At 60.6% G+C, this 22874-nt stretch carries 18 protein-coding genes and 1 pseudogene; 8 read left to right on the top strand and 11 right to left on the bottom strand.

Translation table 11 applies throughout. The annotated features are described in order from the left end of the window. Nucleotides 1–917: 917 nt before the first annotated feature. The 4 genes from AC1DD7_RS18105 to AC1DD7_RS18090 form a co-directional block, all read right to left on the bottom strand. A complete protein-coding gene (locus tag AC1DD7_RS18105; RefSeq protein WP_416416311.1) occupies nucleotides 918–2105 on the bottom strand; it encodes a serine hydrolase domain-containing protein in 1188 nt (395 codons plus the stop codon). Beyond that, entirely contained in the window at nucleotides 2102–2224 is a 123-nt protein-coding gene (locus AC1DD7_RS18100) for a hypothetical protein (protein WP_416416312.1), read from the bottom strand. Before AC1DD7_RS18100 ends, AC1DD7_RS18105 begins: the two co-directional genes overlap by 4 nt. A 92-nt stretch (nucleotides 2225–2316) precedes the next feature. Beyond that, nucleotides 2317–4890, bottom strand: coding sequence for a BNR repeat-containing protein (locus tag AC1DD7_RS18095; RefSeq protein ID WP_477516067.1), 2574 nt, complete (start codon nucleotides 4888–4890; stop codon nucleotides 2317–2319). A gap of 1089 nt (nucleotides 4891–5979) precedes the next feature. Continuing rightward, a complete protein-coding gene (locus AC1DD7_RS18090; RefSeq protein WP_477516066.1) occupies nucleotides 5980–6822 on the bottom strand; it encodes a LacI family DNA-binding transcriptional regulator in 843 nt (280 codons plus the stop codon). Between the two features lie 361 nt (nucleotides 6823–7183). On the opposite strand from AC1DD7_RS18090, the gene AC1DD7_RS18085 reads away from it, so the two are divergent. From AC1DD7_RS18085 to AC1DD7_RS18065, 5 genes are all read left to right on the top strand, one after another. Continuing rightward, nucleotides 7184–8434 carry an alpha-L-fucosidase gene (locus AC1DD7_RS18085; RefSeq protein ID WP_477516065.1) on the top strand — a complete coding sequence of 417 codons (1251 nt, stop codon included), beginning with the start codon at nucleotides 7184–7186 and terminating at the stop codon, nucleotides 8432–8434. Between the two features lie 412 nt (nucleotides 8435–8846). Next, a complete protein-coding gene (locus AC1DD7_RS18080; RefSeq protein ID WP_477516064.1) occupies nucleotides 8847–9818 on the top strand; it encodes a carbohydrate ABC transporter permease in 972 nt (323 codons plus the stop codon). Further along, a complete protein-coding gene (locus AC1DD7_RS18075) occupies nucleotides 9815–10684 on the top strand; it encodes a carbohydrate ABC transporter permease (protein WP_477516063.1) in 870 nt (289 codons plus the stop codon). Before AC1DD7_RS18080 ends, AC1DD7_RS18075 begins: the two co-directional genes overlap by 4 nt. 117 nt (nucleotides 10685–10801) lie before the next feature. Next, nucleotides 10802–12238, top strand: a complete 1437-nt coding sequence (locus AC1DD7_RS18070; RefSeq protein WP_477516062.1) for an ABC transporter substrate-binding protein — start codon at nucleotides 10802–10804, stop codon at nucleotides 12236–12238. Nucleotides 12239–12358: 120 nt separating this feature from the next. Beyond that, the gene (locus tag AC1DD7_RS18065) at nucleotides 12359–12637 is read left to right on the top strand and encodes a LacI family DNA-binding transcriptional regulator (RefSeq protein WP_477516061.1); all 279 of its coding nucleotides are present in this window, start codon (nucleotides 12359–12361) and stop codon (nucleotides 12635–12637) included. On the opposite strand, the pseudogene AC1DD7_RS18060 reads toward AC1DD7_RS18065, so the two are convergent. Continuing rightward, nucleotides 12624–12836 (bottom strand): annotated as a pseudogene (locus tag AC1DD7_RS18060) (integrase core domain-containing protein); the annotation flags it as partial. The gene AC1DD7_RS18065 and the pseudogene AC1DD7_RS18060 overlap by 14 nt on opposite strands. 195 nt (nucleotides 12837–13031) lie before the next feature. Further along, a complete protein-coding gene (locus AC1DD7_RS18055) occupies nucleotides 13032–13187 on the bottom strand; it encodes a hypothetical protein (RefSeq protein ID WP_477516060.1) in 156 nt (51 codons plus the stop codon). Here AC1DD7_RS18055 and AC1DD7_RS18050 point away from each other — a divergent pair. Then, complete coding sequence (locus tag AC1DD7_RS18050; RefSeq protein WP_416416320.1) at nucleotides 13177–13464, top strand: hypothetical protein; 288 nt, start codon at nucleotides 13177–13179, stop codon at nucleotides 13462–13464. The genes AC1DD7_RS18055 and AC1DD7_RS18050 overlap by 11 nt on opposite strands. 239 nt (nucleotides 13465–13703) lie before the next feature. Here AC1DD7_RS18050 and AC1DD7_RS18045 read toward each other — a convergent pair whose 3' ends face one another. The 5 genes from AC1DD7_RS18045 to AC1DD7_RS18025 form a co-directional block, all read right to left on the bottom strand. Continuing rightward, the gene (locus tag AC1DD7_RS18045) at nucleotides 13704–13958 is read right to left on the bottom strand and encodes a hypothetical protein (protein WP_477516059.1); all 255 of its coding nucleotides are present in this window, start codon (nucleotides 13956–13958) and stop codon (nucleotides 13704–13706) included. Between the two features lie 205 nt (nucleotides 13959–14163). After that, nucleotides 14164–16524, bottom strand: coding sequence for a N,N-dimethylformamidase beta subunit family domain-containing protein (locus AC1DD7_RS18040; RefSeq protein ID WP_477516058.1), 2361 nt, complete (start codon nucleotides 16522–16524; stop codon nucleotides 14164–14166). 3 nt (nucleotides 16525–16527) lie between these two features. Next, entirely contained in the window at nucleotides 16528–16956 is a 429-nt protein-coding gene (locus AC1DD7_RS18035) for a N,N-dimethylformamidase alpha subunit family protein (RefSeq protein WP_477516057.1), read from the bottom strand. A gap of 282 nt (nucleotides 16957–17238) precedes the next feature. Continuing rightward, nucleotides 17239–18645, bottom strand: a complete 1407-nt coding sequence (locus AC1DD7_RS18030; RefSeq protein WP_477516056.1) for an APC family permease — start codon at nucleotides 18643–18645, stop codon at nucleotides 17239–17241. 125 nt (nucleotides 18646–18770) lie between these two features. Continuing rightward, nucleotides 18771–19580, bottom strand: a complete 810-nt coding sequence (locus tag AC1DD7_RS18025) for a N,N-dimethylformamidase beta subunit family domain-containing protein (protein ID WP_477516055.1) — start codon at nucleotides 19578–19580, stop codon at nucleotides 18771–18773. Nucleotides 19581–20268: 688 nt separating this feature from the next. Here AC1DD7_RS18025 and AC1DD7_RS18020 point away from each other — a divergent pair. Further along, a complete protein-coding gene (locus AC1DD7_RS18020; RefSeq protein WP_477516054.1) occupies nucleotides 20269–21267 on the top strand; it encodes a helix-turn-helix transcriptional regulator in 999 nt (332 codons plus the stop codon). Between the two features lie 106 nt (nucleotides 21268–21373). After that, nucleotides 21374–21973 (top strand): recombinase family protein, encoded by a 600-nt coding sequence (locus tag AC1DD7_RS18015; RefSeq protein WP_477516053.1) that lies wholly within the window; start codon nucleotides 21374–21376, stop codon nucleotides 21971–21973. The last annotated feature ends 901 nt before the right edge of the window (nucleotides 21974–22874 follow it).

The following is a 22874-nucleotide window of genomic DNA, read 5'->3' as shown; positions in this document are numbered from 1 at the left end:
CAGGCGAACCGCGGCGCCAGGCACACCCCGCGGTCAATGTCAGAGGGAACTGACCACCTAATTTGTACACACGTTAAAGCAAATACCCCCTCTGACGAGGGGGTATGCCGTGCCCGAGGTGGGACTCGAAGGCGATTCCGGGCCTCGGGAACACTGGGAAGTGGCGGAAACATGCGGAATACGGCCCAGTCCGATGACTGTACGGGCCAATCCGGGGCGGAAAGTGTGGACATTGTTCACACTTCTTTTTTGCTCGATCGCCACCAAAGAAGCGGGACCCAACGCTGCTCTGCATGCTCGGACCGGCGCCAGCAAATAGGAGCTGCCACATCTGCAGATCGTCCGGCTGAATCTCACCCTTTCAGCCCGCTTAGAGCCTCCTGCCGGGATCAGGCTGCGGCCTCCAGGGCACGACACACACCGATCGGTCAAACAACCCAAAATCCGGCAACACTCCGCCCGGCAGAACGCTGAACCATCCAACACGATGGCAGCACCTCCTTCATTGTTAACATGGCGGAGAAGACCACGAGCATCATGACAAGACCTTTCAACCGGCCCAACGACAGAACATCGGTTATCGGCATTCTAAGCACGGGAGTAGAAGTGGATGCGAGAACTCCCGTCCCATGAATAGCCTTGCATCCCAGTTGAACAACGGGAGGGTGCCGAGCTGGGATCTTCTCCTCAGAGGAATACCGCCGCCACTTGAACAACCCGACGAAGTGGACCATCCGGATGCAGCCTAACTTCCTGAACTTCGTCCCGCCCTGTCTGTCTGCCCCTCCAGTCCGCACGCCTCGGCAGCTGCGGCGTGCTGGCCACGGCCCGGATGAACCTCAACGGCGAAAATTCTTTCGTCCAGCAGTCCCGCCCTGTCTTCTAGTCGATGGTGGGGACATGGATTCCGGATGTTCCTACGCGCGAGCCAAATCGGCGAGCGGCTCAGCCCAGCTCATGCGCGGGTCCGGTCGCGAGTCGTCCGACCACATTCCGGTGCACGTGTATGCAACGGCCATGCTCGAGTCGGGATGAGCAAACGCGATAACTCCGCCTGCCCCTGGGTGCCCGAAAGTTCCACCGGATGCGAATCGGCCGCTCGGGAATTGCGAGCCCAACCAGAAGCCCAGCCCGAACTCGGCAAGCTTCTGTTTGGGCACGGCGGCCAGCGGAGGAACGGGCCCCAAGTTTAAGGTGCGTGGTCGCGTCATGAAGTCAAGCGTCGTCGGGGAGAGCAGCCGAATGGAGTCGATCTCACCGATGGTGGCGGCGTAGATTTTTGCGACCGACCGTGCACTCGCGATTCCGCCGGCACCGCCGAACTCCATCTGGTGCCCCTCGGCGGTGTTGAGGAACTCCATCATGTCGGGAATCGACTGCACCTGCTCGAGCAGCTCGCGGACGACTGGATCAGACAGATCCACTCCGTGTTGTGACCACAGTTCGCCAGGTTTGACGGGTGGCTCATGGTTTAATCTGCTGCGATGCGTGACGTCTTTCTCACGGTCCGCCGGCAGGCCCCCGATCCAGAAGTCGACTCCTAGTGGCCCGGCGATGCGCTCAGCGAAGAGGTCGCCCGCTGTCTTGCCCGTAACCCGGCGGATTACCTCGCCGTTGAGATAACCAAATGTAAATGGGTGGTACCACGACGCGGTTCCCGGTGCCCATAGGGGTTCGGCGGTGGCGAGCGTCTCAATGCAGAGAGCCCAATTCGGCAGGTCGCGGCTTTGGATCCTCGCTTCAGAGGGAAAGAAGGGAAGACCAGCCGCATGACTGAGGAAGTGGGCAACCGTGGTCTGATCCTTGCGGCGAACTCCGAACTCCGGCCACACAGAAGATACTCGCGTATCGGGGTCAAGCTGGCCTTCTTCGAACAGCAAGGCCGCGATGATTGCCAGCATGCCTTTGGTCGTGGACCACAACACGAAGAGGGAGTCTCCGTCTATAGCGATGTCCGTTTCCGGGTCGGAGCCTGCCCACAGATCGACAACCACGCTCCCCGCTTGATAGACGCAGAGTTGAGCGCCGCCGGGATCCGCTGAATGTCCGCGCTGGAACGCATCGGCGACTAGCTCGAAGCCTGGAGCAACGTAACCGTGAATCATGGAATGAGCTCCTCTGCTCGCAGACGTGTCCCCAGTTCTTTGGGCAAATCAGAGCCGTCGAGCGCCGCCGAGGTGGGGAAGCGGATGTCGAGCGTATCGAACCGCGAGATTGTGGTCACAGTAATTCTCCTAGGTATAGGTGCGCGGTCAAATAGCCGCGCGAAGAACGGCCTCGCCGCCAGACAAAGGCCGTTCTCCGAGGGATTTACGGCTAGTGGAGCAGGATTACCTGCAGGGTGCTTCCTCCTGTCGGGTAGGTGCCCCCGGCCCGTGGCTGGTCATCGTTGCCTGGCAACGTCTCCCAGCGCAGTATGTACTGCCCTCCCGCTGTTGCGCCGGCGAGGTCACTCTCGAGTTTGACCTCTAGCCCCGGGAACGTCCCACTCACGGACGTTACAGAGGCGGGCAGGGGCTGTGAGGGTACTTGGGCAATCCGATTGAGCGACGAGTCGATGATGATGGACTGCCGGCCGCTGGTGCCGTTGCAGAAGAAGTCAACGCTGATGTCGCCGTTGGACAGGACACGGGAACCCTGCATCGAGACCTGGAAGTTGAGACTCCCGCCACCCCCGAAGCTCCATCGTCCGGTCCAGTTGGTGATCTGGTTGATCTGCCACGTGCCGGAGGCAGTCGGACGCGCGGCGTACACCTGCGACCGGCCCTGAGCATCGTACTTGTGGTACGAGATAAGAACCTTGCCGTCGGCGTCGAAGCCGATCCGCGCGTTTCCGTTCAGCAGTCCACCATGGTCGGGGACCGGATCGATCACGTCACCTTGGCCATACTTGAGCGGCGTCGTCAAGGGCGTTCCGTCGTTCGTGACCCAGTTCACGAGGTCCTGGCTCTTCGCGTACGTCAGCATGCTGTTCGTCGCCGCGTCACCACTGTCACGCCACACCCAGATCATGTGGAACCAGCCGTCGGGTCCCTTCGTCGGACCTTGGAAGTACGAACTCCACGTTCCTGAAGGGTTGCTCGCCGACCCATTGCCGTCGAAAATCGGCTCAGAGACGATGTGCGACCACGAGCTGGTCGACTCGTTATACACATTGAAGTACGTCACGCCATCGCCGGACCCACCGTCGCGGTAGTCAAAGACAAGGCTTCCGTCGGACCGGTTGACGAACTCGGGATAGGTAACCGAATCCTCCGCGGCGGCGCTCACCATGTTGTTGACTTTCACCAACGTGCTGATGTCGCCGGGGGTCGTGGTGCGGAAGTAGACCAACGGAACGTTGTGCATGTTGCCGGACACATGAAGGTTTCCACTGCGGTCGAGTCCCATCGAGACGTAGTTGTGGCTATCCCACCCGAGCGTCGACGGGAGTGTCTTGTAGACCCATGCGCCGCCACTCGTGTGCTTTGCGACAGTCATGCCGCGGTTCACGTCGTAGTAGGCGACGTACTGGTCGTTTCCGTTGGTGAGAACTCGCTGCGTCACTTGCATTCCGGCCCAGGTCGATCCAACCGTGCTTGTCGAAACGACAGTCAGGTTGGGATCGGGGTAGGTATAGCTTTCTCCACCGGGTGCGCAGTTGAGTGCTCCGGGGGGCGAAGCAGCCGGGCTCGTCGTCGAAAGGCTAAAGGTCTGCGCTCGCAGGTTTCCACTGTTGGAATACAACCCCGCACGGCCCCCCGTGACATTCGGGTCAACGACAGCGGCGGTGTAGGTCTGGTCCGCAAGTGTGACTCCCGATGCCACATTGACTACCTGGGACCGAAATGAGTTACCTGTGCGTGTCAGCGTGAGATCAAGTTGCGTGCCGTACGAGGCAACGATTGTGCCGCTGGCGAGCACGCTGGCCGTCGAGCTGTTGGACATCTTCAGCAACTGCCAGCGCCCGTTCGTGCCCGTTCCAGAACCGGTCGTGACCCGGAGCACGTAGTAGTTCAGGCTGGTGGCACTCGTGCCCTGAAGGTTTCCCACGACGCCCACCCACTCGGATCCTCCCGGGGTTCCTGTCGTGACGATATTGGTCCGCGCAGAGACAGTGTAGTCATCGCCGAGGGCGAGGGGGTTGTAGGTGGCGACAGCGTTGCTGGTCGAGCTGCTTGCCAATGCGGCACCGCTCGCGATACTCCAGGCGCCGCGATCTGATGTCCACGAACTCCCGAGGGCTCCGTCAACGCGCTCAAAGTCGTCCGCCGCGGGGACCGTCGTCGACAGACCCCAAGTCTGTGCTCTCAGGTTTCCGCTGTTGGAATACAGCCCAGCACGGCCTCCGGTGACATTCGGATCAGCCGTGGTGTACGTCTGATCAGCGAGGGTGGCTCCCGACCCTGCGTTGAGTACTTGCGACCGCAAGGAGTTGCCCGTGCGAGTCAGGGTCAGGTCAAGTTGCGTGCCGTACGCGGCGACGATGGTGCCGCTGGCGAGCAGGCCGGTGCTAGTGCTGTTGGTCATTTTCAGCAACTGCCAGCGCCCGTTTGTGCCGGTTCCAGAACCAGTCGTCACCCGCAGCAGGTAGTAGTTCAGGTTCGAGGCAGTGGCGCCTTGAACGTTGCCGGCAACACCTGCCCACTCCGATCCCGTTGGGGTTCCCGTTGTCACGATGTTGATCCGCGCGGAGACGGCGTAGTCGACGGCGATGGGCAGGGGGTTGTAGGTGGTTACGGCGTTGCTCGTCGCGCTGGTTGCCAGGGCGGCACCGCTTGCGATGCTCCAGGTGCCGCGGTCCGACGTCCACGAGCTCCCGAGGGCTCCGTCGGCGCGTTCGAAGTCGTCCGTCCCCGGGTTAGTCGCTGCTGCTGCACTGAATGGACTCGCTAGCGCGAGAGCAGTCATGATCAACGCCGGAACGAGGAGTCTTGCGACAGCTCTTTTCGGTCTTGAGGGTGAGTACATCATTGTCTCTTCCTTTCGTTGGGTTCTGACCACACCGCGCTTCCAATCGACTAGGGAAGTGAAGCCTCGCTTGGTTGGTCATTGGGAAGCGCGAGTATGCGCTGCAGGTAGCTGTTTCCGAACGTCGAACATGGTCGGAAAAGTGCTGGGGCCGCAAAAATCGGTTCGCGCCCGACCAGTTTGATCCGGACGTTTTCCAAATCGCTGACCGCCGCGAGGGGTCATGATGACAACCGAAGCTCGACAACAGGATCGTCTTCGCTGGCCGAATGCACCGTTGCATGTCCTATCGACGAGGAGCTAGAGTTGCCCCGGAATCACCACTGCGAAACGTTACGCTCACATCATTCGCAGGTCAACCCTTTGTTTGCCACGGAAATGACCCTGATGAGCGACAAGTGCGCGTAGAAGGCGAATCGTTTCAGCATCGATCAACAGAGTGGGCCCGTCTCAGCGTGTCGATTGGTCCCGCTGGATCGACGAGTGGGTCGCTCTATTTGAAGGGCCCGAAGTACCGGCACGGACCCGGGCGGCAGCGCCAGGGCATCGTCAGTCCTGCCAGGCGGTGCCGATCTTCCCGGAGACAGCTGAGTCGGCAAGTCGACATGCCTCTGCGGCGTCCCTAGGTGGGTGGGAAGCCATGGGTGACGATGCCGGCAGGGTGTAGCCCCCACCTGTCGAGTCATTCCAGCGATCTGTCATGTTCACTGTTGAGGTCACCCACGATCGACTTCCGCACCATCGATTTATGGCGCAGACGACGTACCTCCCCCGAGCGACTCCAAGCTGGGCAGACCCGCCATAGGACAAAACGTTATGACATGCCTTACGAAGCGTGAAGATAGTTCCTCCTTTGCGGAGCTAAGCCTTTGCGCTCTACGAAGACGCGGATTCGCACCAAGTGATGGATCAGGCGGGATCCCCACGCAGTTGATTTGCGCTGCGTAGCGCTCTACTCTAAGTGAAACGTTTCGCCTTACAGTTCACTCAAGGAGTCTCATGTCTGTTCATAAAGATTGGGCCAGGGGTTCAGTCGGTCAGCCGCCTAACCGACGCACCGATCTGCAGGTGCCCCGGAAGCTCCAGAACTACGCGGCTCCTCGACGCGTCCGGATTGTCCAGCCGGGCATTCATTATGCGAGCGGCCTCGGTTGCGATCTGTTCGACGGGCTGCACGTAGACCGTCAGTTTCGGGCGCGTTACCTGGGCGAGCTCCACGGAGTCGAAACCAACGAGGGAGATATCGCGCCCGAGGCGGAGCCCGGAGTCGTTCAGGGCGGTCACGGCGCCGACCGTCAGGTCGTAGTTCCCTGCGAACACCGCAGTCGGGCGCTGGTCTGCCGCGAGCAATCGCATCATCGCCGCATATCCGGAGTCCACGTTGAGAGGGGCGCGTTGGATATGGTCCTCGGCGATTGTAATGCCGGCAGCGCGAGCCGCTGCCAGGAAGCCGTCAAGCCGGCCCTGCAGGCTCCACATTCCTTCTTCGCCCACCAGGGCGCCGAGGGTTCGGTGGCCGTGGTCAATCAGGTGCTGCGTTGCAACCTTCCCCGCCTGCACGTTGTCAAGGGTGACGGAGTCCGCGTCAAGGCCGCTTGGGCACCAGTCCACGGTGACGACAGGGATGCCAATCGAGACCGCGGTCTCGAGCGCCGAGGAGTCCGCCAACGCGGGAACGCCGATGATGCCGTCAACCCTTCTGCTGAGAAGCAGCTCGACTGCATTGACGCTGGACGGAGTTCCGTCCTGCTCGTTGGAGGTCAGGAGCACTCCGATGCCCTGACTGCGCAGGTACTTTTCGATTCCGACGACGATCTCGAGGTGGAAGGGAACCTGGAAAGAGGGCAGCAACACGCCGACGGTTCGAGTCACGCCGCGTCTCAGGCTGCTGGCGAACGCGTTAGGTCGATAGTTCAGTTCCGCGGCCGCCGACTCAATCACTTCTCGGTTCGAGGAAAGAACGTTTCGCCCGTTGTAGTACTTCGAAATCGTCGCCAACGACAAACCGGTCAGTCGCTGGATGTCCTTGTAAGTTGCGGGAGATCTGCTGCTTGTCGACAATTTCAATCCTTCATATCGCGAGTTATGGGCACCGTTCGCGCTCATAACGATGCTATCCCGAGTCTACCCATGATCCGCGAACCTTTAGTCGTTTCGCCCTGTCGCAGAACTATGACCACTTACCAGGCAGTCGCCAAGCAGCGTCTCGCCAAACCACGCCAAGGAGAGAGTAATGACCAATAGTCCCACCCTGCCCGAATGGGCCAGACAGTCCACCCTGGGCATTTTCATCCACTGGGGGCCGTACTCGGTTCCTGCATGGGCCGAGCCGACTGGCGCATGGGGCGCTGTACCCGAAGAGAAATGGTTCTCCCACAACGCGTACGCCGAGTGGTACGCGAACACATCCCGGATCGCGGGATCGCCGGCGGCGCTACACCACGCCGCTGAGTACGGAGACAACACGTACGACGCCTTCCTTGATCAATGGAACCCCAACCAGTTCGATCCGTCCGAATGGGCCCGGCTGTTTCATCTAGCCGGCGCGGACTACGTCATCCCCGTCACGAAGCATCACGACGGGGTGACCCTGTGGGACGCCCCCGGCGCCGGCAGACTGTCCACGGTCGCTCGGGGACCCAAGCTCGATCTCCTCGAACCCCTCGCTCAAGCAGTGCGCAATGAGGGAATGCGATTCGGGGTCTACTACTCGGGCGGGCTTGACTGGGCCTTCACGGACTTCCCTCCTATTGAATCGATGTCCGATGTCACTGAGTACCGCCCCAACGGTGCGGAGTACGCCGAATACGCAACCGCACACGTCCGTGACCTGATTGACCGCTACAAACCTGCAGTGATCTGGAACGACATCGAATGGCCGGACGCGGGTAAGGCTGACGGCTCTCTCGTGCAACTGCTGGAGTACTACAAGAGTGTGGTGCCTGATGGCATCGTCAATGACCGATGGGGCGCACCAGTGTGGGACTACCGAACCAGCGAGTACTCGCACGATACCCAGAACGAGCGCGGGGTCGGCTGGGAGCATAACCGCGGGCTCGGGTTTTCGTTCGGTTACAACCGCACAGAGGATGAATCCTTGACGCTCTCTGTACGCGAGCTTGCGCGTCTGTACGCCGACGTAGTTTCGCGCGGCGGCCGTCTCCTGCTGAACATCGGGCCCGAGGCCAGTGGGCGGATTCCCGACGTCCAGCGCCGGACCCTCGAAGGGTTCGGCGAATGGAGTCAGAATCTGAAGCCCTACACGCTCGACAGGTCACCGATTGAGCCCGGCACTGTAACCATCACCGGCAGCGACTGGTGGGTTGCGTGGCGCCACCGCGACTCCATCGTCGTGGTGGCGGACAACCCCCTCTCCATTGTTCGCACGGATGAGGGCCTCAACGCGGTCATCGTCGGGCTGCCAGCGGCTGAGGATGCAGCATTGAACCCGAAAGCAAAGCGTTTCTCACCCGCGGACCGGTGAGGGAGAACGAAATCTAGCAAGAATCGAGACATTCAACTCCGGAGGTTTTTACCCCGACGGAGCGAAACGATTCATCCTACAGAATCACCGATGTCGCACAGCAATCACAAGGGAGTGAAAATGCACCAGAACCAGGTTCAGCGGGGGGCACGCACGCCCCCCTCAATCAGTGCCTTCATAGGCGTGACTGCGCTCTCCCTCGCCGGCTGCACCATCTCACCCGCACCTTCGGCGTCCGGACGGGAAGCCCGAGGATGGGGCCGTCATACTTGTCACACGAAACGATTCGCTATAGAATTTGCAACAGCCCGAGCACCACAAAGGAGTGAAGTGTGAATCACAGTTCCCTGCCGAGCGATTTCACGGCGGAGATGACTCGGCCGCCGCATATCTCGAAGAAGAGAGGCGCTTCATGGCGTTGACGAAGGAAAGACCCCTAGCAGCCGAACGTGCCTCCGTCGCAGGTCGGCCCCCGAGCCCGCGGCGGACCACGCGTCCTCAATTCCGCATCACCGTGTGGCTGGCGCTGCTCCCGCTGATCGCCGTATTGGGAGCATTCGCTTACTTCCCGGCCCTCTCCTCCATCTTCTGGTCATTCTTCAACTGGGTGCCCGCTGGCGTCTCCACCTTCCTCGGGGGCGCCAACTATGCACGCATGATGAGCGACGACACCTGGTGGCGCTCGTTCGGCAACCTCGGCATCATCTTCGTGTTTAACCTCGCGTCGTGGATCCTACCGCTGCTTGCCGCAGAGCTGCTCGTCACCCTCAAGAGCGACCGATGGCAGTACGTGATCCGCACGCTGCTCATCATCCCGATGGCCTTCCCCGGCGTCGTGACCGCGCTCATCTGGGGCTTCTTCTACGACCCGAACGCCGGGCTGTTCAACCAGTTCCTTCGTGCGATCGGCCTGAAGGCGTTCGAACAGAACTGGACGGGCTCGCCCAGCACGGCGCTCGTCGCGCTCCTCCTCGTCGGCTTCCCGTTCATCGCCGGGCTGCCGTTCCTCATCTTCTACCAGAGCCTGCAGAACATCCCGAAAGAGGTGCTCGAGGCCGCCCAGCTCGACGGCGTCGGCCGCTGGGCACGACTCTGGCGGATCGACCTGCCGCTCATGGTGAGCCAGATCCGTATCCTATTCTTCCTGGTCGTCGTGGCTACGCTGCAGTACGGCTTCGTCGCCTTCGTGCTCACCTCGGGAGGGCCCGACAACGCGACCATGGTCCCGGTGCTCTACATCATCAACCAGGCGTTCAGCGCCGGGGACTGGGGCTACGCGGCCACTCTCTCCACCACGCTGTTCGCGATCACCCTCGCCCTCAGCCTGTTCTCGCTCTTCATCGGGCGACGCAGCGCGGGCGCAAACGACGGAGGTGAAATGTGAGCACCGTTACCACACGGCTCGCTCAGCAGCAGCCAGGGAAGATCCGCAACCGGTCCCACCTGCAGGTAGGCATCAAGGCGGTACTGATCCTGCTGGTCGTGGTCAGCCTCGCGCCCTACGTCTTTATGGTCATCACGTCGGGCAAGACGAACCAGCAGTTCGCGGACAGCTTCTGGGCGCCGGTCTTCCCGTTCCACTTCGAGAACTACGCCGTGGCGTGGAACCAGATCGCGCCGTACCTCGGCAACACCTTCTACGTGGCCATCGCCTCGATCATCCTGATCGCGGCCATCGGCTCCGTGGCCGGGTTCGTGCTCTCGCGATTCCGATTCCGTGGACGCGGTGTGGTGTACGCGCTCGTGCTCGCGCTCATGGCGGTGCCCGGCATCGTCAACCTGATCCCGCTGTTCATCATGATGAAGGACTTCGGCATCCTGAACACCTACGTGGTGCTCGTCGTGCCCTACGTCGCGGGCGGTGTCATCCTCGGCACGGTCATCATGCGCAACTTCATCGAGTCGATCCCGCAGTCGATCTATGACGCTGCCCGCATCGACGGGGCGTCGAACTTCCGCCTGTACCGCTCGATCACCCTTCCGCTGTCGCTGCCCGTGCTCGGCTCGATCGCGCTGATCACGCTCAGCACGGTGTGGAACGACTTCTTCTGGCCACTTCTCGTGATCACCGACGACAGCCTGCGCACTATGTCGGTGGGGTTGCAGTTCTTCCAGGGCCAGAACGCCATCGAATACGGACCACTGATGGCCGGATATTTCCTCGCCAGCCTGCCGCTCGTCATCCTGTTCACCTTCCTGTCCAAATACTTCCTCGCGGGGGTACAGGGCGGCCTCCCCGGCGCGCACTAGGGCGCCGACCCCGAATTTCCGAGACGAACTCTGTCTCCTTCCGAAAGCACTGAATCGCACGACAACGCCCCACCCGCTCACCCGCTCCACCCCCCAACCCAATCAAGGAAGATTGCAATGTCACAGTCCAAACGCCTCGTGCGACCCAAGGCGCTCGTCGCCGCGGTCGGCACAATCGCAGCAGCAGCGCTCGTACTGACCGGATGCTCGGCCGGATCCAGCTCCGACGACAAGGTCACCATCACCCTCTCCGGCCCGAACCAGTTCACCGACCAGACCAACACCTTCGGTCCGGCCTGGGACAAGCTGATCACGCAGTTCGAGAAGGACAACCCGAACATCACCATCAAGACCAACGTGCTGCCACTCTCGTCGTTCGGCACCACGCTGAGCACGCAGCTCACCGCGGGCACCGCGCCCGAGCTGATCTTCAACCAGCCGGCGCCCAAGCCGGACCAAGTGATGAACCTCGACAAGTACCTCGCCGAGAAGAACCCGTTCGACCCGAACTCGAAGACCTGGCTCGACGGGTTCGACAAGAACTACTTCGGTGACGCTCAGCGCGATGGAACCGGGCACCACACCTGGGTGCCGTTCAACCTCGTTACCGTCGGCATCTTCTACAACAACGACATCCTGAAGAAGGTGGGCATCTCCCCCTCGCAGCTGTCTACCTTCGACGGATTCACTAAGGCGTGCACCACGCTGAAGGAGGCGGGCATCGACCCGCTGGCCACCGACAAGGGCACGCTGGCCTCCATGTGGGCGACCACCGCGATCCAGTCGACCATGCTCGACCCGCTGGCGGACAAGATCAACGTCTTCGGAGGCGACGGCAACGCGGGTACCGCGAATCCTCTGGCCACGAAGAGCCTCGCGAAGGGAATCCTAGACGGCTCGCTCGACGTGAGCACCGACCCGGCCGTTGCCGACTCGGTCAAGATCATCAAGAAGTGGTACGACGCCTGCGCGACGCCGAACTGGTCGGGCATCCCCGCGGCCGGCGCCTTCACCGGCAGCACGGCCTTCCCCGGTGGCAAGGCCGCCATGGCGTGGGGCACCAACTTCTCGGCCGCCGGGCTCTCCACGGTGAAGTTCGCCTGGAGCACCGTGCCATTCCCGACCATCTCGACTAAGGACTCGAAGTACGCTTCTGGCGCGCCGGCATCGTTTGGAACGGGAGCAGGTGGCACCTCGTACATGATTCCCGCGTACATCAAGGGTGCGAAGCTGGATGCGGCGATCAAGTTCCTCCAGTACGTGTCGAGCCCGAAGATTGAGAACTGGCTCGCGGAGACTGGAAGCATCCCGGCTATCACCAGCGCCAAGGCTCCGACGACAATCGAGGCACTCACGTCCAAAGAGTGGTCCGCACCGGCAAAGATGAGTAACGGCGCGCTGCTGACGCCAGCGGCCCAAACGGGGCAGAACTTGCTTACTGGCTACCTGATCGGTTCTAAGACGCTCGATGAGTACCTGGCCGCGCAGCAGGCGTCGAACGTCACCTGGGCACACGAGCAGGTCACCAACAACAAATGGACAGACGTGGGCTAGCCCCGATCTGCCCTGCAGGCTCTGGAAGGCGGGCGACGATCGCGTACCACCGCGAAAGTCGCCCGTCCTCCGGGTCTTGGGACAGCTCTACTCTCTCGACCCGGATTGCGAGGATATCTGGTGGTGAGTATCCGCGATGTCGCGCAGCATGCCGATGTACCTATAGGTACGGTCTCGAACTACATGAATGCGCCGCACCGCGTTGCTCCGGAGACACAGAAGCGCATCGAGAAGGCGATAAACGACCTCGGTTACCTCCGGAACGAGGCCGCTGGGAGTAGCGAGGTAGCGTCCGAGCTCGGCCCCGTTGCTCGGCGTGAAAGACGCCGGGCTCACTCAATAGGAAAAGGATGGGGACTGCCCCCGCTCTTGTTGACTCGGGGTCTTAGGCCGCTTTGAGCGCGGTCCGGTTGATTGTTTCATATTCGATGGGCGTGAGTTTTCCCAGCCGTCGTTGCCGTCGCCGGCGGTGGTAAGTCCGCTCAATCCAGGTCGTGATGGCCAGCCTGAGTTCTTGCCCGGTGAGCCAGCGCTGGCGGTCCAGGACGTTCTTCTGCAGCAGCGAAAAGAACGACTCCATCGCGGCGTTGTCCGCACATTATCCGGCTAATGATCCGGGATGCCGGGGATTGGCCGGTTAAGGGTTTCAGCTTTTTCGGGTGGTTAGCTTCCGGAGTTGTTCTTCGTGTCGCCGCACGGTTGTGGCGAGGGTGTCGAGTGCGGCGTGGAGGGTGGCGATCTCGTCGGTGAGGACGGTGAGCGTGCCGCTGACGGCGGCGGCGCGGTGACGGTTCTACTCGATGACGGCCCGGATTACCGGGTCCCAGTAGATGGTGGTGCGGCCCAGGCCGGTTTGGGCGGCAACGGCGGTGAATGTCACTGCCTGTCCATTCCGGAGGAGCTCGGCGCAGGCGCGCTCGACGCTGTCGAGGGTGCTCGTGTTCGTCATCCTGCGGTGTGGCCTCGTTGATCAGTTTGTCGAGTCGTGTGATGAGTTGTTTGTGTCGTTCGGCTTCGGCGATCCAGCCTCGTTGTTCGGCGTCGCGGGCGAGTGCGTCTGCGTCAACGCGTTGGGCGGCAAGGATCGGCAAGTCGGTGGCGGGATCGTGGAAGCGAGCCTGCCCGATGGTTCCGGTGCATGGGTGAGGTTCGACGACGGGCGCGGCCGCCTCCTGTTGATGCAAGAGGACGGCTACTCCTTGTGCAGCAAGAATCAAGCCAAATGAAAGATTTGGGGTGGTCACCACCTCAAATGTGGCGCTTCGGAATGCTGGCCACGCGTCCACACGTTTGGGTGTTCTGTACACAGTCAGAGGCCCAAATGGCTTCTGACCTGCCGAAACCCTGTGTCTGAGGTGGACTCGAACCGCATCCCGGCCCCTGCAAACACCGGGAACCCGCGAAGACACAGGAAATCCGGCCCAGTCTGGCGGCGGCACAGACCTCGCGCGGAACGACCGGTCGCCTACTTCTGCACTTTCTGGGAGCGCTTGGTTCTGCTGTCGAGGTCTCGTGCCATGGTGATGCCAGAAGGGATTTCGCTGCTTAGGTTCACGGTGTACAGCCCAGGTTCATGGCGGGTCACGAGTACGCCTTCCCAGCCGTCCCTTCTTGAGTGGGTGTGGGCCAATCTGACGGCGATGCTGATGCCATCGTCGATTTCTGTGGTGGTAAGCCCCGTGATGTGGAAATAGCGGTCGGCTTCTATTGTGGTGATCATTGAACTCCCCGGTGTCCATTTGGTAGTCGCCTCTGACGTTGATGCCGGAGGTCCGCCTCACTGTGGGATGGCTGGCAAGCTCAGTCGGGAAAGAAAGATGGACGGTGTCATGCCCACCTGAGGGCGGCCCACTCGAAGAATGGACCGCCCTCTGGCTTCGCTATATTGGCCTCTCGGGGCAGCTGGTTTCTTTCTGATTAGCGATTCAGCTGCCGACTACTTGAACTGTTTGTGTTTCATTGAGAGTTACCTCAAGTGGCTGGGCTTGACGGAACCGCCTTAGGACGTTTCCTGTCATCTTGGCGATGTTGTTGTCGTAGTTGTTATGGGAGAGAGACGCCGTGTAGGCGATCGAACCGACTGAGAAGAAACCTCCGCCTCCTTCCAACGGGCAGTAGACGATGTCCGATCGGACGCCTGGTTGCTCGGTAGCGCCGATGCCGGGAATGGATTCGTACACTTCTTCTGCGGCCAGCAGGTAAGCGTCCGACAGTGGACCTGATGTTGCAAGGACCAGTGTTCCGGGGGGCGAGCCGAGGCCGGGCTGGTAGCAGTCGACTTCGGCGCCGGCAGCGCCGCCTCCCATGATGCCGAACTCGCCTATGCGCTCGTCTTCACCGATTCCGTCGAAAATGAATGCTGCTGCTGGGTTGTGGCTGTCTTCGAGTCGTTCGTAGTAGGTGCAGCGGTCAAAGCCCTGCGCGGCGAATCCCACTCCGGCGAGTTTCTGAGGCGGCAGGCCTTTGTTCCTCCAAATGCCAGCGAGTTCACCCGAAGTCGCGTGGCGTTTGTCTCCGTACGGGGACTGGTGGGGGCGTGTGCCACCGTCGGAGCGTCGGAGTTCCATCAGGTGTGGCTGGTCGGGGTCGAAGGAGACGGTGGCGTAGAAGCCGTTGCCGCCCAGATACATCAGTCTTCCGCCGTTGGAGGTGAATTCCTCCAAGGCGGTCAGTTCGTTGCGTGTGACGTACTCGGGGTGGCTGCCGGTGATGACTACCCGGTAGTCGCTGAGAAGGCTGTAGCCTTCGCGATCGAGGTCTTCATCAGTGATTGCGTCATAGGCGCAGTTCTCGGTTTCGAGCCAGTGGACGATGCACAGGTCTGCGGGCAGCCCCCATACACCTTCGGCTTGGAACCACGCCCGGTGTTTGGGCTGGAGGGTCAGGATGGGTTTGCGGACGCTGCCGAAGACAACTCCGGATCCATCGTTGTGGATTTCATAGCAGGAGCGGCCGAATTCAGGGTGATCCTGGAGGGTGAGGTCTTCGCGGTCCAGGATGGGAGTTCGGCTGACGATGATCTCTGCGCCGTCGGCCTCGAAGGCAATCCGGTCGTTGGCGTAGGCCAGGTATGTCGCTGTGGAGAACAGCACGGCGACATCGTTCTTCTTTTCCCCTGCCCGCACGAAAAAGGGAAGGTACTGCTCTGCGCCCTCGGCGGTGAGTTTGGCTGCGTATACGCCGCTTGGCAGGGTGTGAGGCACGTCGAGTGTGAAAGCTGTCGGCCAGTCGGCGTCGGTGATGTCGTCGTCGTGGAAGTGAATTGCGTCGTATTCATCGGGGGCAAGTCTGAAGTCGTCCACCAGTCCCGTGAAGGAGTTTCCTGCGACGGCTCGGGTTGGTGCGTTGTGGCACGTTCCGTGGAGTTGGTTTGGTGATTCGTCGATGACGTCCCACAGGAGCAGTCGGTCGTCCCGGCGGCTGCGTCCAAAGTGCCAGTCAGCAATGGTCTCGGTTCGGGTGGGCGTGCTTCGTTGAATGGAGACGTCGCCGATCTTGCCATTGAAGCCGTTTGCAGCGAGGAATCGTTCGCCGTCCAGCCTCGCTCCAGCGCCGATTCGGAACGGGACCGCAGGTGCGGTGGCTGCCGGGGTGGCGTCTGCGACCTTGTCTTCGGCTTCCAAGGCCAGTGCCTGGTCGGTGTACCGGTTCATGATGTTGGACAACGGTGCCTGAGTCAGATGGATCTGGCCTGCCGCCGTGTCCACCTCGACCCGAAGGCTGAACCAATGGTGGCCTTCCAAGGGCCTCTCGAGAGCCAGTGACTTCATGGTGCCCTGTTCGCTCCAGAGGAAGGTGGGCCGGCCAGCGTCCAGAACAAGCGCGTAGCCCCTCGAGGACTCGTCGTCCCAGTTACCCAGAATGACCTGCCGGTCACTTCCTCCTCCGAATGAGTTCTGAGTGACGTGGTAAGCGCCGTAGTTACCGGAGCGAGAGCTTAGGGGCAACGTGGGGTACACCTTCGCCTTGATGACCAATCCGTTCGGGTCTGTCATCAGCGAGGATGGGTCTGGCACCTCGACGTAGGATCCGGGCTGGCAGGCGTACTGCGTGCCCTGCTTTTCACCATCGAATTCCGAGGAAATGGGAGTTTCCAGGAATCCAGGTCCTGCCTCGCCGGTGAAACCGTGCCGCAGACGGACAAGTGAGGCTTGGTACGCGGAGGGGCCCTCGCAGCTGACGTGGAAGGATATGCTTTCACCTGGGCGGGCGGCAAAACGGTCGGTGTACCCGAAGATTTTCGGTTCGACGCGGGTCTCGGATGCGGGTGCGGTTTCGGCAGTCATGGTTCAGCTCTCCAAAAAGTTCTTGCGACGCAGCGCGAACACTGCGCGCAACGCGTTTTCATAGGTGTGGAAGGTTGAGGGCAGGAGGACCAGGTTTCCGGGTGCTCCCACAGTGATCCTGCCGATTCCCCACGGACCGTTGGGACCGAGGTTCAAGATGATTTCTTTGCCGTTGACTGAGGAGTTGCCCAGGGCCCGCACGACGCGTGCGGTCTTGTCGTCGTGAGGTCCCAGCGGGAAGCGGTCGTACGCAGCGGAGACTTCATCCGTGAAGTCGCGGCGAAGCCGGGAGGAGAACCGTTGTTCAAAAATGCTCATGAGTTCGGATGAGCGGTCCGCGCTGGTACGCATCAGTTCGCTCCCCTCCGGCAACAATTTGCTTGGCCACTTGGTGGACTGGTCCGCGGATTCAAGAGAGGTTCTCGCTTTCATTCTGAGATGGGATTGCTGTGGAGCGGGCTGGTTCCGGGAACTCCCCCGTCACCTGCGCTGAAGCGTTGTGTCTTGTAGGTAACTTCAACGGTATGACCGGGGCGACGGGAAAAATATCGGTAGTTTTGCGTACGAGGCCTCCTATTGGAGGGTGGAGCCCTCTCCCGTCGGGGACCTTGGGGCAAGAAGCTTCCTGACATGCCTCGAAGGCACCGGGCGCTGCCAAGGCGGCAGGTCCGGTGTTTTCGCCCGGTCGGTGTACGGCAAGTGTCGTGTGGCGGTCTAGAGACCGTCCTCTGTTTCGAGGGTGCGGCCGGTGCGCTTCAGAATGAGGGCGACGATCGTTCCTATGATCAGCCAGGAGATGCCAATAATTTTGGCCAGGATGTTGGTGCTGTAGAGGGCGTATCCGAGCACGGCAATGCCAAGGATGGGTGAGATCCAGTGCATGAAGTACTTCTTGCTGGACTGCCGAATGCCAAAGTGGATGATCACGCTGATGTGCAGCAGGATGTAGGCCGTGAGGGCTCCGAAGGTCACCATCGTCACGATGAGTTCGATTTGACCGACGGCCAGCACACCGATGACGGCGGTGAGAATCGTCACGACGATCATTGCAGCGGCGGGAACTTTGTGTTTCTGGGTGACCACTGCCAGACGTCGGGGTAGCTGCCCGTCACGGGCCATGGCGAAGATCATCTTCGAGGTCGTGGCATGGGAAACCAGCACATTGGCAAAAAGCGCTATAAGGGCCGTAATCAAAGTGAAGACGATCTTGAACCAGGGCGCCACCACAGTTTCGCTGATGTAGTAGAAGGCGTTGTTCACAGCATCACCGTCGGCGAAAGGTTCGTTGTTCGGAACGAAGAGAGCCGCGAAATACACCTGCGCGACAAACATTGCGATGACTAGCCAGAGCACGATCATGGTCGCTTTCGAGACCGCTTTTCCGCCGCCTTTGGCTTCTTCGTTGAGCGTCGAGATCGCATCAAAGCCGATATAGCTAAGGGCAGCGACCGGGATGGCCGTGAACACGAGCTCCCAGGAGAAGAATTCAGGCTGATAGAAGGGTGCGAGGGTGAACTGCGCCCGCCCCTGGGTGATCGCTATCAAGGCTCCGCCAACGAACACGACGAGCGCTGCACCTTGAATGATCAAAAAGATCATGTTCATCCGTGCTGTAACGACGATTCCGCGGAGATTGATGAAGGCCACTGCGGCGATAAAGCCAATGACCCAGACCCAGCCTGGAACTTCAGGCATGAGTGCTCCCATGGCGGATGCCGCGAGGATACACAGCAGCGCCGGCAGGAGGAGGTAGTCAAGGAGGATTGCCCATCCAGAAAGGAAGCCAACGAATTTGCTGGTGCCCAGGCGGACGTAGGAGTAGACGGACCCTGCGACGGGGTACTCCTTGGCCATCTCCTTATAGCTGACGGCGCTGAAAAACATGGCGATACCGGCAACCAGGTAAACCAATGCGGCCATGCCGTGGGAGAAGTTGAAGATGGTGCCGAAAACGGCCACGGGGGCCAGCGGCACCATGAAGATGAGCCCGTAGACGACAACGTCCGTCAGGGTCATGGTGCGATTGAGCTCTTGCTTGTAGCCAAGAGCACCTAGTTTTTGCTGTTCGACGTCGTTGATCCCGGCGTCGGTGGCCGGGTTGGCGTGACTGTCAGTTTTCATGGGCTATCTGTGCCTCTCGGAAGAAATCCTAGCCGTGAATTCGGCTCAGCGGATTCTGTAGGTGGATCGTTGGGATGAGCGATCGATGGGCGCTCTGTGCTGTGATGCGGCCTCGTGGGCGGAGGTCAGTGGGACCCGGGCTGAGTTTGTTGGAGGGGGTCACCTGGTTCCGTTGCGGGTGAGACGACAAAGGGAACGAATTCCTCGACGTTTGAGGCCTTTAGGCGGACGGCGTAGAACCCTGCCTGCAGTGTTTGCGGGACGGGGAGAACGATCCGCGATTTCCATCTCGCTGGATCTGACCGTCTTTCGAGCAGGTGGATGGCACCGTAGCTCTCCGGTGTTGTTCCGGGGTCGCCGGCTTGGCTGCCGCGGTGGCCAGGAACGGCTCTGATTGGGGCGTTAACGCAGTGGGCGTGGAAGGAGCCGACGATATCCGGGATCTGGTCTGTGTGGAGTCCATCCGCGGAAAGCTCTTGAGAGAAATCCCATGCTGCCACGAGGTCCGGGGCGTTTAGTCGTCGGGCGTGTAGTCCCCACAGATCAGTTGCATGCGTAGATTTTGCACTCACGTAGGGTGATTCGATCGTTCCCTTGAAGGACTCTTCCGCGGCCGTCCACCCTGAGACGTACTTGGCACTGGTGCCAAGCATTATCGGAACGGCTGGCAGTTGCTCGAGCCTGCAATGACCGGTTGTTGTTTGGCTGCCGCCAGGCTCCTCATGGGCTGACGAGGTGCAGGCCCTCAGGAGGATAGCGCCGAGACCAGACGTGAGGTCATACGATGCGGCGACTTCGTACCAGCGGCCAGCGTGCAGTTCTTCAGGAAGGCTGAGTTCAAACGTGGCCTGACCGTCCCCGACCAGAAGCGTCAGCCTGCGCTTCTGCAGGAAGAGCCCAATGCCGCTGTTACTGCTTGCATCCCAGGCGGTCACAACACCTTGCAAGGAAGCCCCGGGCTCGTCTGGTCGTATTAGTGCTCCCAAGGTGACACCAGGCGCTCCGGTCAGCGCACCTTCGCTGTCTGGAACCTCCAGAAACGGACGGAGACACGTTGCGTGGACCCCCCGCTCAGTGGTCATGTCGATAGTGCTCGTCACTGGCGTGGTTTCCAGCAAAGGAATCGCCGCCTCCCCGCTGTACCTTTCAACACGCAGTAACTGAGTCCGAAAGCTGGATGTTCCTCGGCACACGATAGTGAAGCAGATGTCCTCCAGCGGCCTGACTTTGAAGCGGTCCGCCTGCCCATGGATTTCAAGGGCGGACATTGGTGGACCTCTCCGGGCTGGTGGCGTCGCGCGCCCCGTTTTTGCCGTTGCAGCGGCCCGACGGCATTGCTCGGCCAAGCGGGCAACTCTGCCCGCACCTGGTGTGGGGTTCAGGACGTTTTGGTTCATTGCCTGTCACTTTGTACTCTTTCACGACTGAGGGTGACGCTCATCACTCCGTACAATCAAGCCTAGGAATACAGAGATCCCAGCAACATCGGTATTTGTACGTACGCGGTGACAAAGCCTAGCGGCGTTGGCCCCCAACAGATGCCCGTCAGGTCAGCTGTAAAGGAGACGGCCGTATAATTAGCGCATACCCGGAGGACAGGATCCTCCCGTCTTGGAGGCCTTCATGGTCAGCGGAAAGTCCCAAATTTTGCTTAAGGCAGCTTTCGCTGCTGGCGCAGCCCAATACCAGCGCGACGGCGCCGACGAGATCCTGCATATTCTTGCCGACGGAACCAGACATGACGCCGCAGCCCTGATTTTCTGGAACCGTGCACTGTCCAAACACGACGTGCTGGCCAACGATGGCTACAAGCCAGAAACCCTCACCGCACTGGGTGATCCTTACGCGTCAACCAAAGCCCATCGGAAGCTGCTTAAGCTGCACCAACCGCTACGCATCGATGATCTGAAGTACAACTACCGTGAAACGCAGCTGTACCAGACCGCGCTGGCGCCCGCAGGTTTCGCGGATGGCATGAGTGCCTGTCTTATCTCCGGCGACGGCCAATACGCGGGAATGCTCCACCTTTCCGCCTCTCACTTCCACAACTTCGACGATGATGCCCGCGACCTTATTGGCGCGCTGTCCCCGATCGTCGCAGAGCTGTGCCGAAGGCAATCGTCCGGCTACCCAATTCTGCGACTTCGCGAAGACTGTAGAGCAGCGCTCTTTGATGGCCAAGATGCGCCCAGACCTGTAATTTCCAGGGAGATGAGCCCCGTCGTATTTGACCCCCACTTCAAGGACTTCGTCTCTCGCTTCCTGACCGGGCCGGCAGCCACAGTGTCCGGGCTTTGGACCTCCGAAAAGGGGACAGTAGCCCTGGAGATCACCCGCACCGCCGGGGTGGCATCAGGCAAGGGTGACGTCGCCTTGATCGTTGAGACTCCAATGGACCTTCCCTACGGACTGACAGCACGTGAAGCCGAGGTCACCGATCGCATTGCATGGGGGCGATCAAACCAACAGATCGCATCGGAACTCGGCATTTCCATCCGCACCGTCACTACCCACGTCGAGAACATCCTCGTGAAGATGGCCCAGGAATCTCGATCCGGTGTTGCTGCAGTAGCCATTAGCGCCGGCCTTCGAAGACTCGACTCACACATTACCCACCCGTGAGGATCATCTGACCGCCGCAGATCAGCGTATGCACGGAATCCGAGCCGTGAAGCAGACACTCAGCTCCAGTGAAGGGCTGTGGGTGCATGTCCCACTTCCTTAGAAAGTGGGGACACTAACGCAGGACACTCCCCCAGCTGCTCAGGGATCGAGAATCCATCTCGCTTCAAGTCCCGTTTGTTATTCCAAAACATACGCACCAATCGACCGTCACAGAGATAACTTTCGGTACGCTTCCAGCCTGGATATTGGATATGCGAGGGTCTCCACGGCCAAGCAAGACCTAGGCCGGCAGCTGGACGCCTTCGCGGCTACCGCCATCACCAAAGTCTTTGCCGACAAGAAGTCCGGAGCGACCAGGGACCGGCCCGGCCTTCGGGGTGTGCTGGATCACGCGAGAGAACGCGAGGTGATCGTGGTCCATACCTTGGACAGGTTGGGACGAACGGTCCGCGACACACTAAACCTCATGCCCGAACTCAAAGAGCGTGGGATAGGTGTGCGGACTCTGGCCGATCCACTGCACATCGACACCTCGGACCCTGACAGCTCGATGGCCCAACTGGGTGTGGTCATGCTCGCGCTCTTCGCCGAAATGGACCGAACCTACGCGGCAGAACGGGCTTCGCATGCCAGGGCAGCGGCAAGGCCAATGCGGATTGTCTCCTGGAATTGCTCGATGGCCTTCACAAGAAGCGCCATCTGATTGAGGATTTGCTTCCGGACGTTGTAATCCTTCAAGAAGTTTCGAAAAAGGACATCTGGGACCGTCCCATACCCGTTCGCGGCATGGGTGACCCACTGTTGAAGCAAACATCGCCGTGGGTGGGCCCGAAGAATGGTTGCGACACAGCGGTCACATGCCGTTGATCCTGAACATCGGCTAGGCCTCGAAGCACGAGTGCCAGATCTCCAGGCACCACGCCCCATGAGGCTAGGAATGGCGATGAATCTTCCGGTGAAAGCGGGATGAACGTTAGGCCTCGATGTCGCAGACAATGCACTCCTTGTCACATCGTCCAATGCCACGCAAAGGTCGTCAGTTGAAACACGGCTGCCGAGAAGCAAGCGGAACCCGGGCATACAGAGGCGCCCCGAGTGGGCAAGGCGCCAAACCCGCGGTCGTAGCAGTCCTAGTCGGTTCATCGATGTTCTTGTTGTTGACCGTAGGGCCATGCTCCCGTGATGGAGACCCAAGCCCGTCGAGAAGTGCCCTTAGCGAAGAGCCCGGCGCCGATAACGGCGCATATGTTGTCCTCTAGACGCGCCATGCAACCCGCATTTCTTGATCGCTCTGCTGTCCTAAAGGCACTTTGCCCGCTCGACGATGCTAATTGCCCAGGCAAAGGCTGATGCATCACCTCATGGATCGTTGTCGTGGGCAGTCGCGCAGACGGCTATCCCAGACCATGCCATAGATCCGCGCGACGAATTGGGGAGGCTGGGTCATGGCGTGGAGGGCACGTCCGCCCATAAAGGACCAGAAGCAACACCGCTGTTTGTCATTCTGATATTCCGATCATCGCTGGGCAGGCTCTCCGCGCAACCAGGGCGCTACGCGCCGGACCCGACCCGGAAACTTCGCTCGGCGCTCCTGCGTCGCTCCC

Source organism: Paenarthrobacter sp. 10L412 (assembly GCF_056395565.1).
Note: the sequence above shows the minus strand (reverse complement) of the source record. Positions and strands in the feature narration are given on the sequence as shown.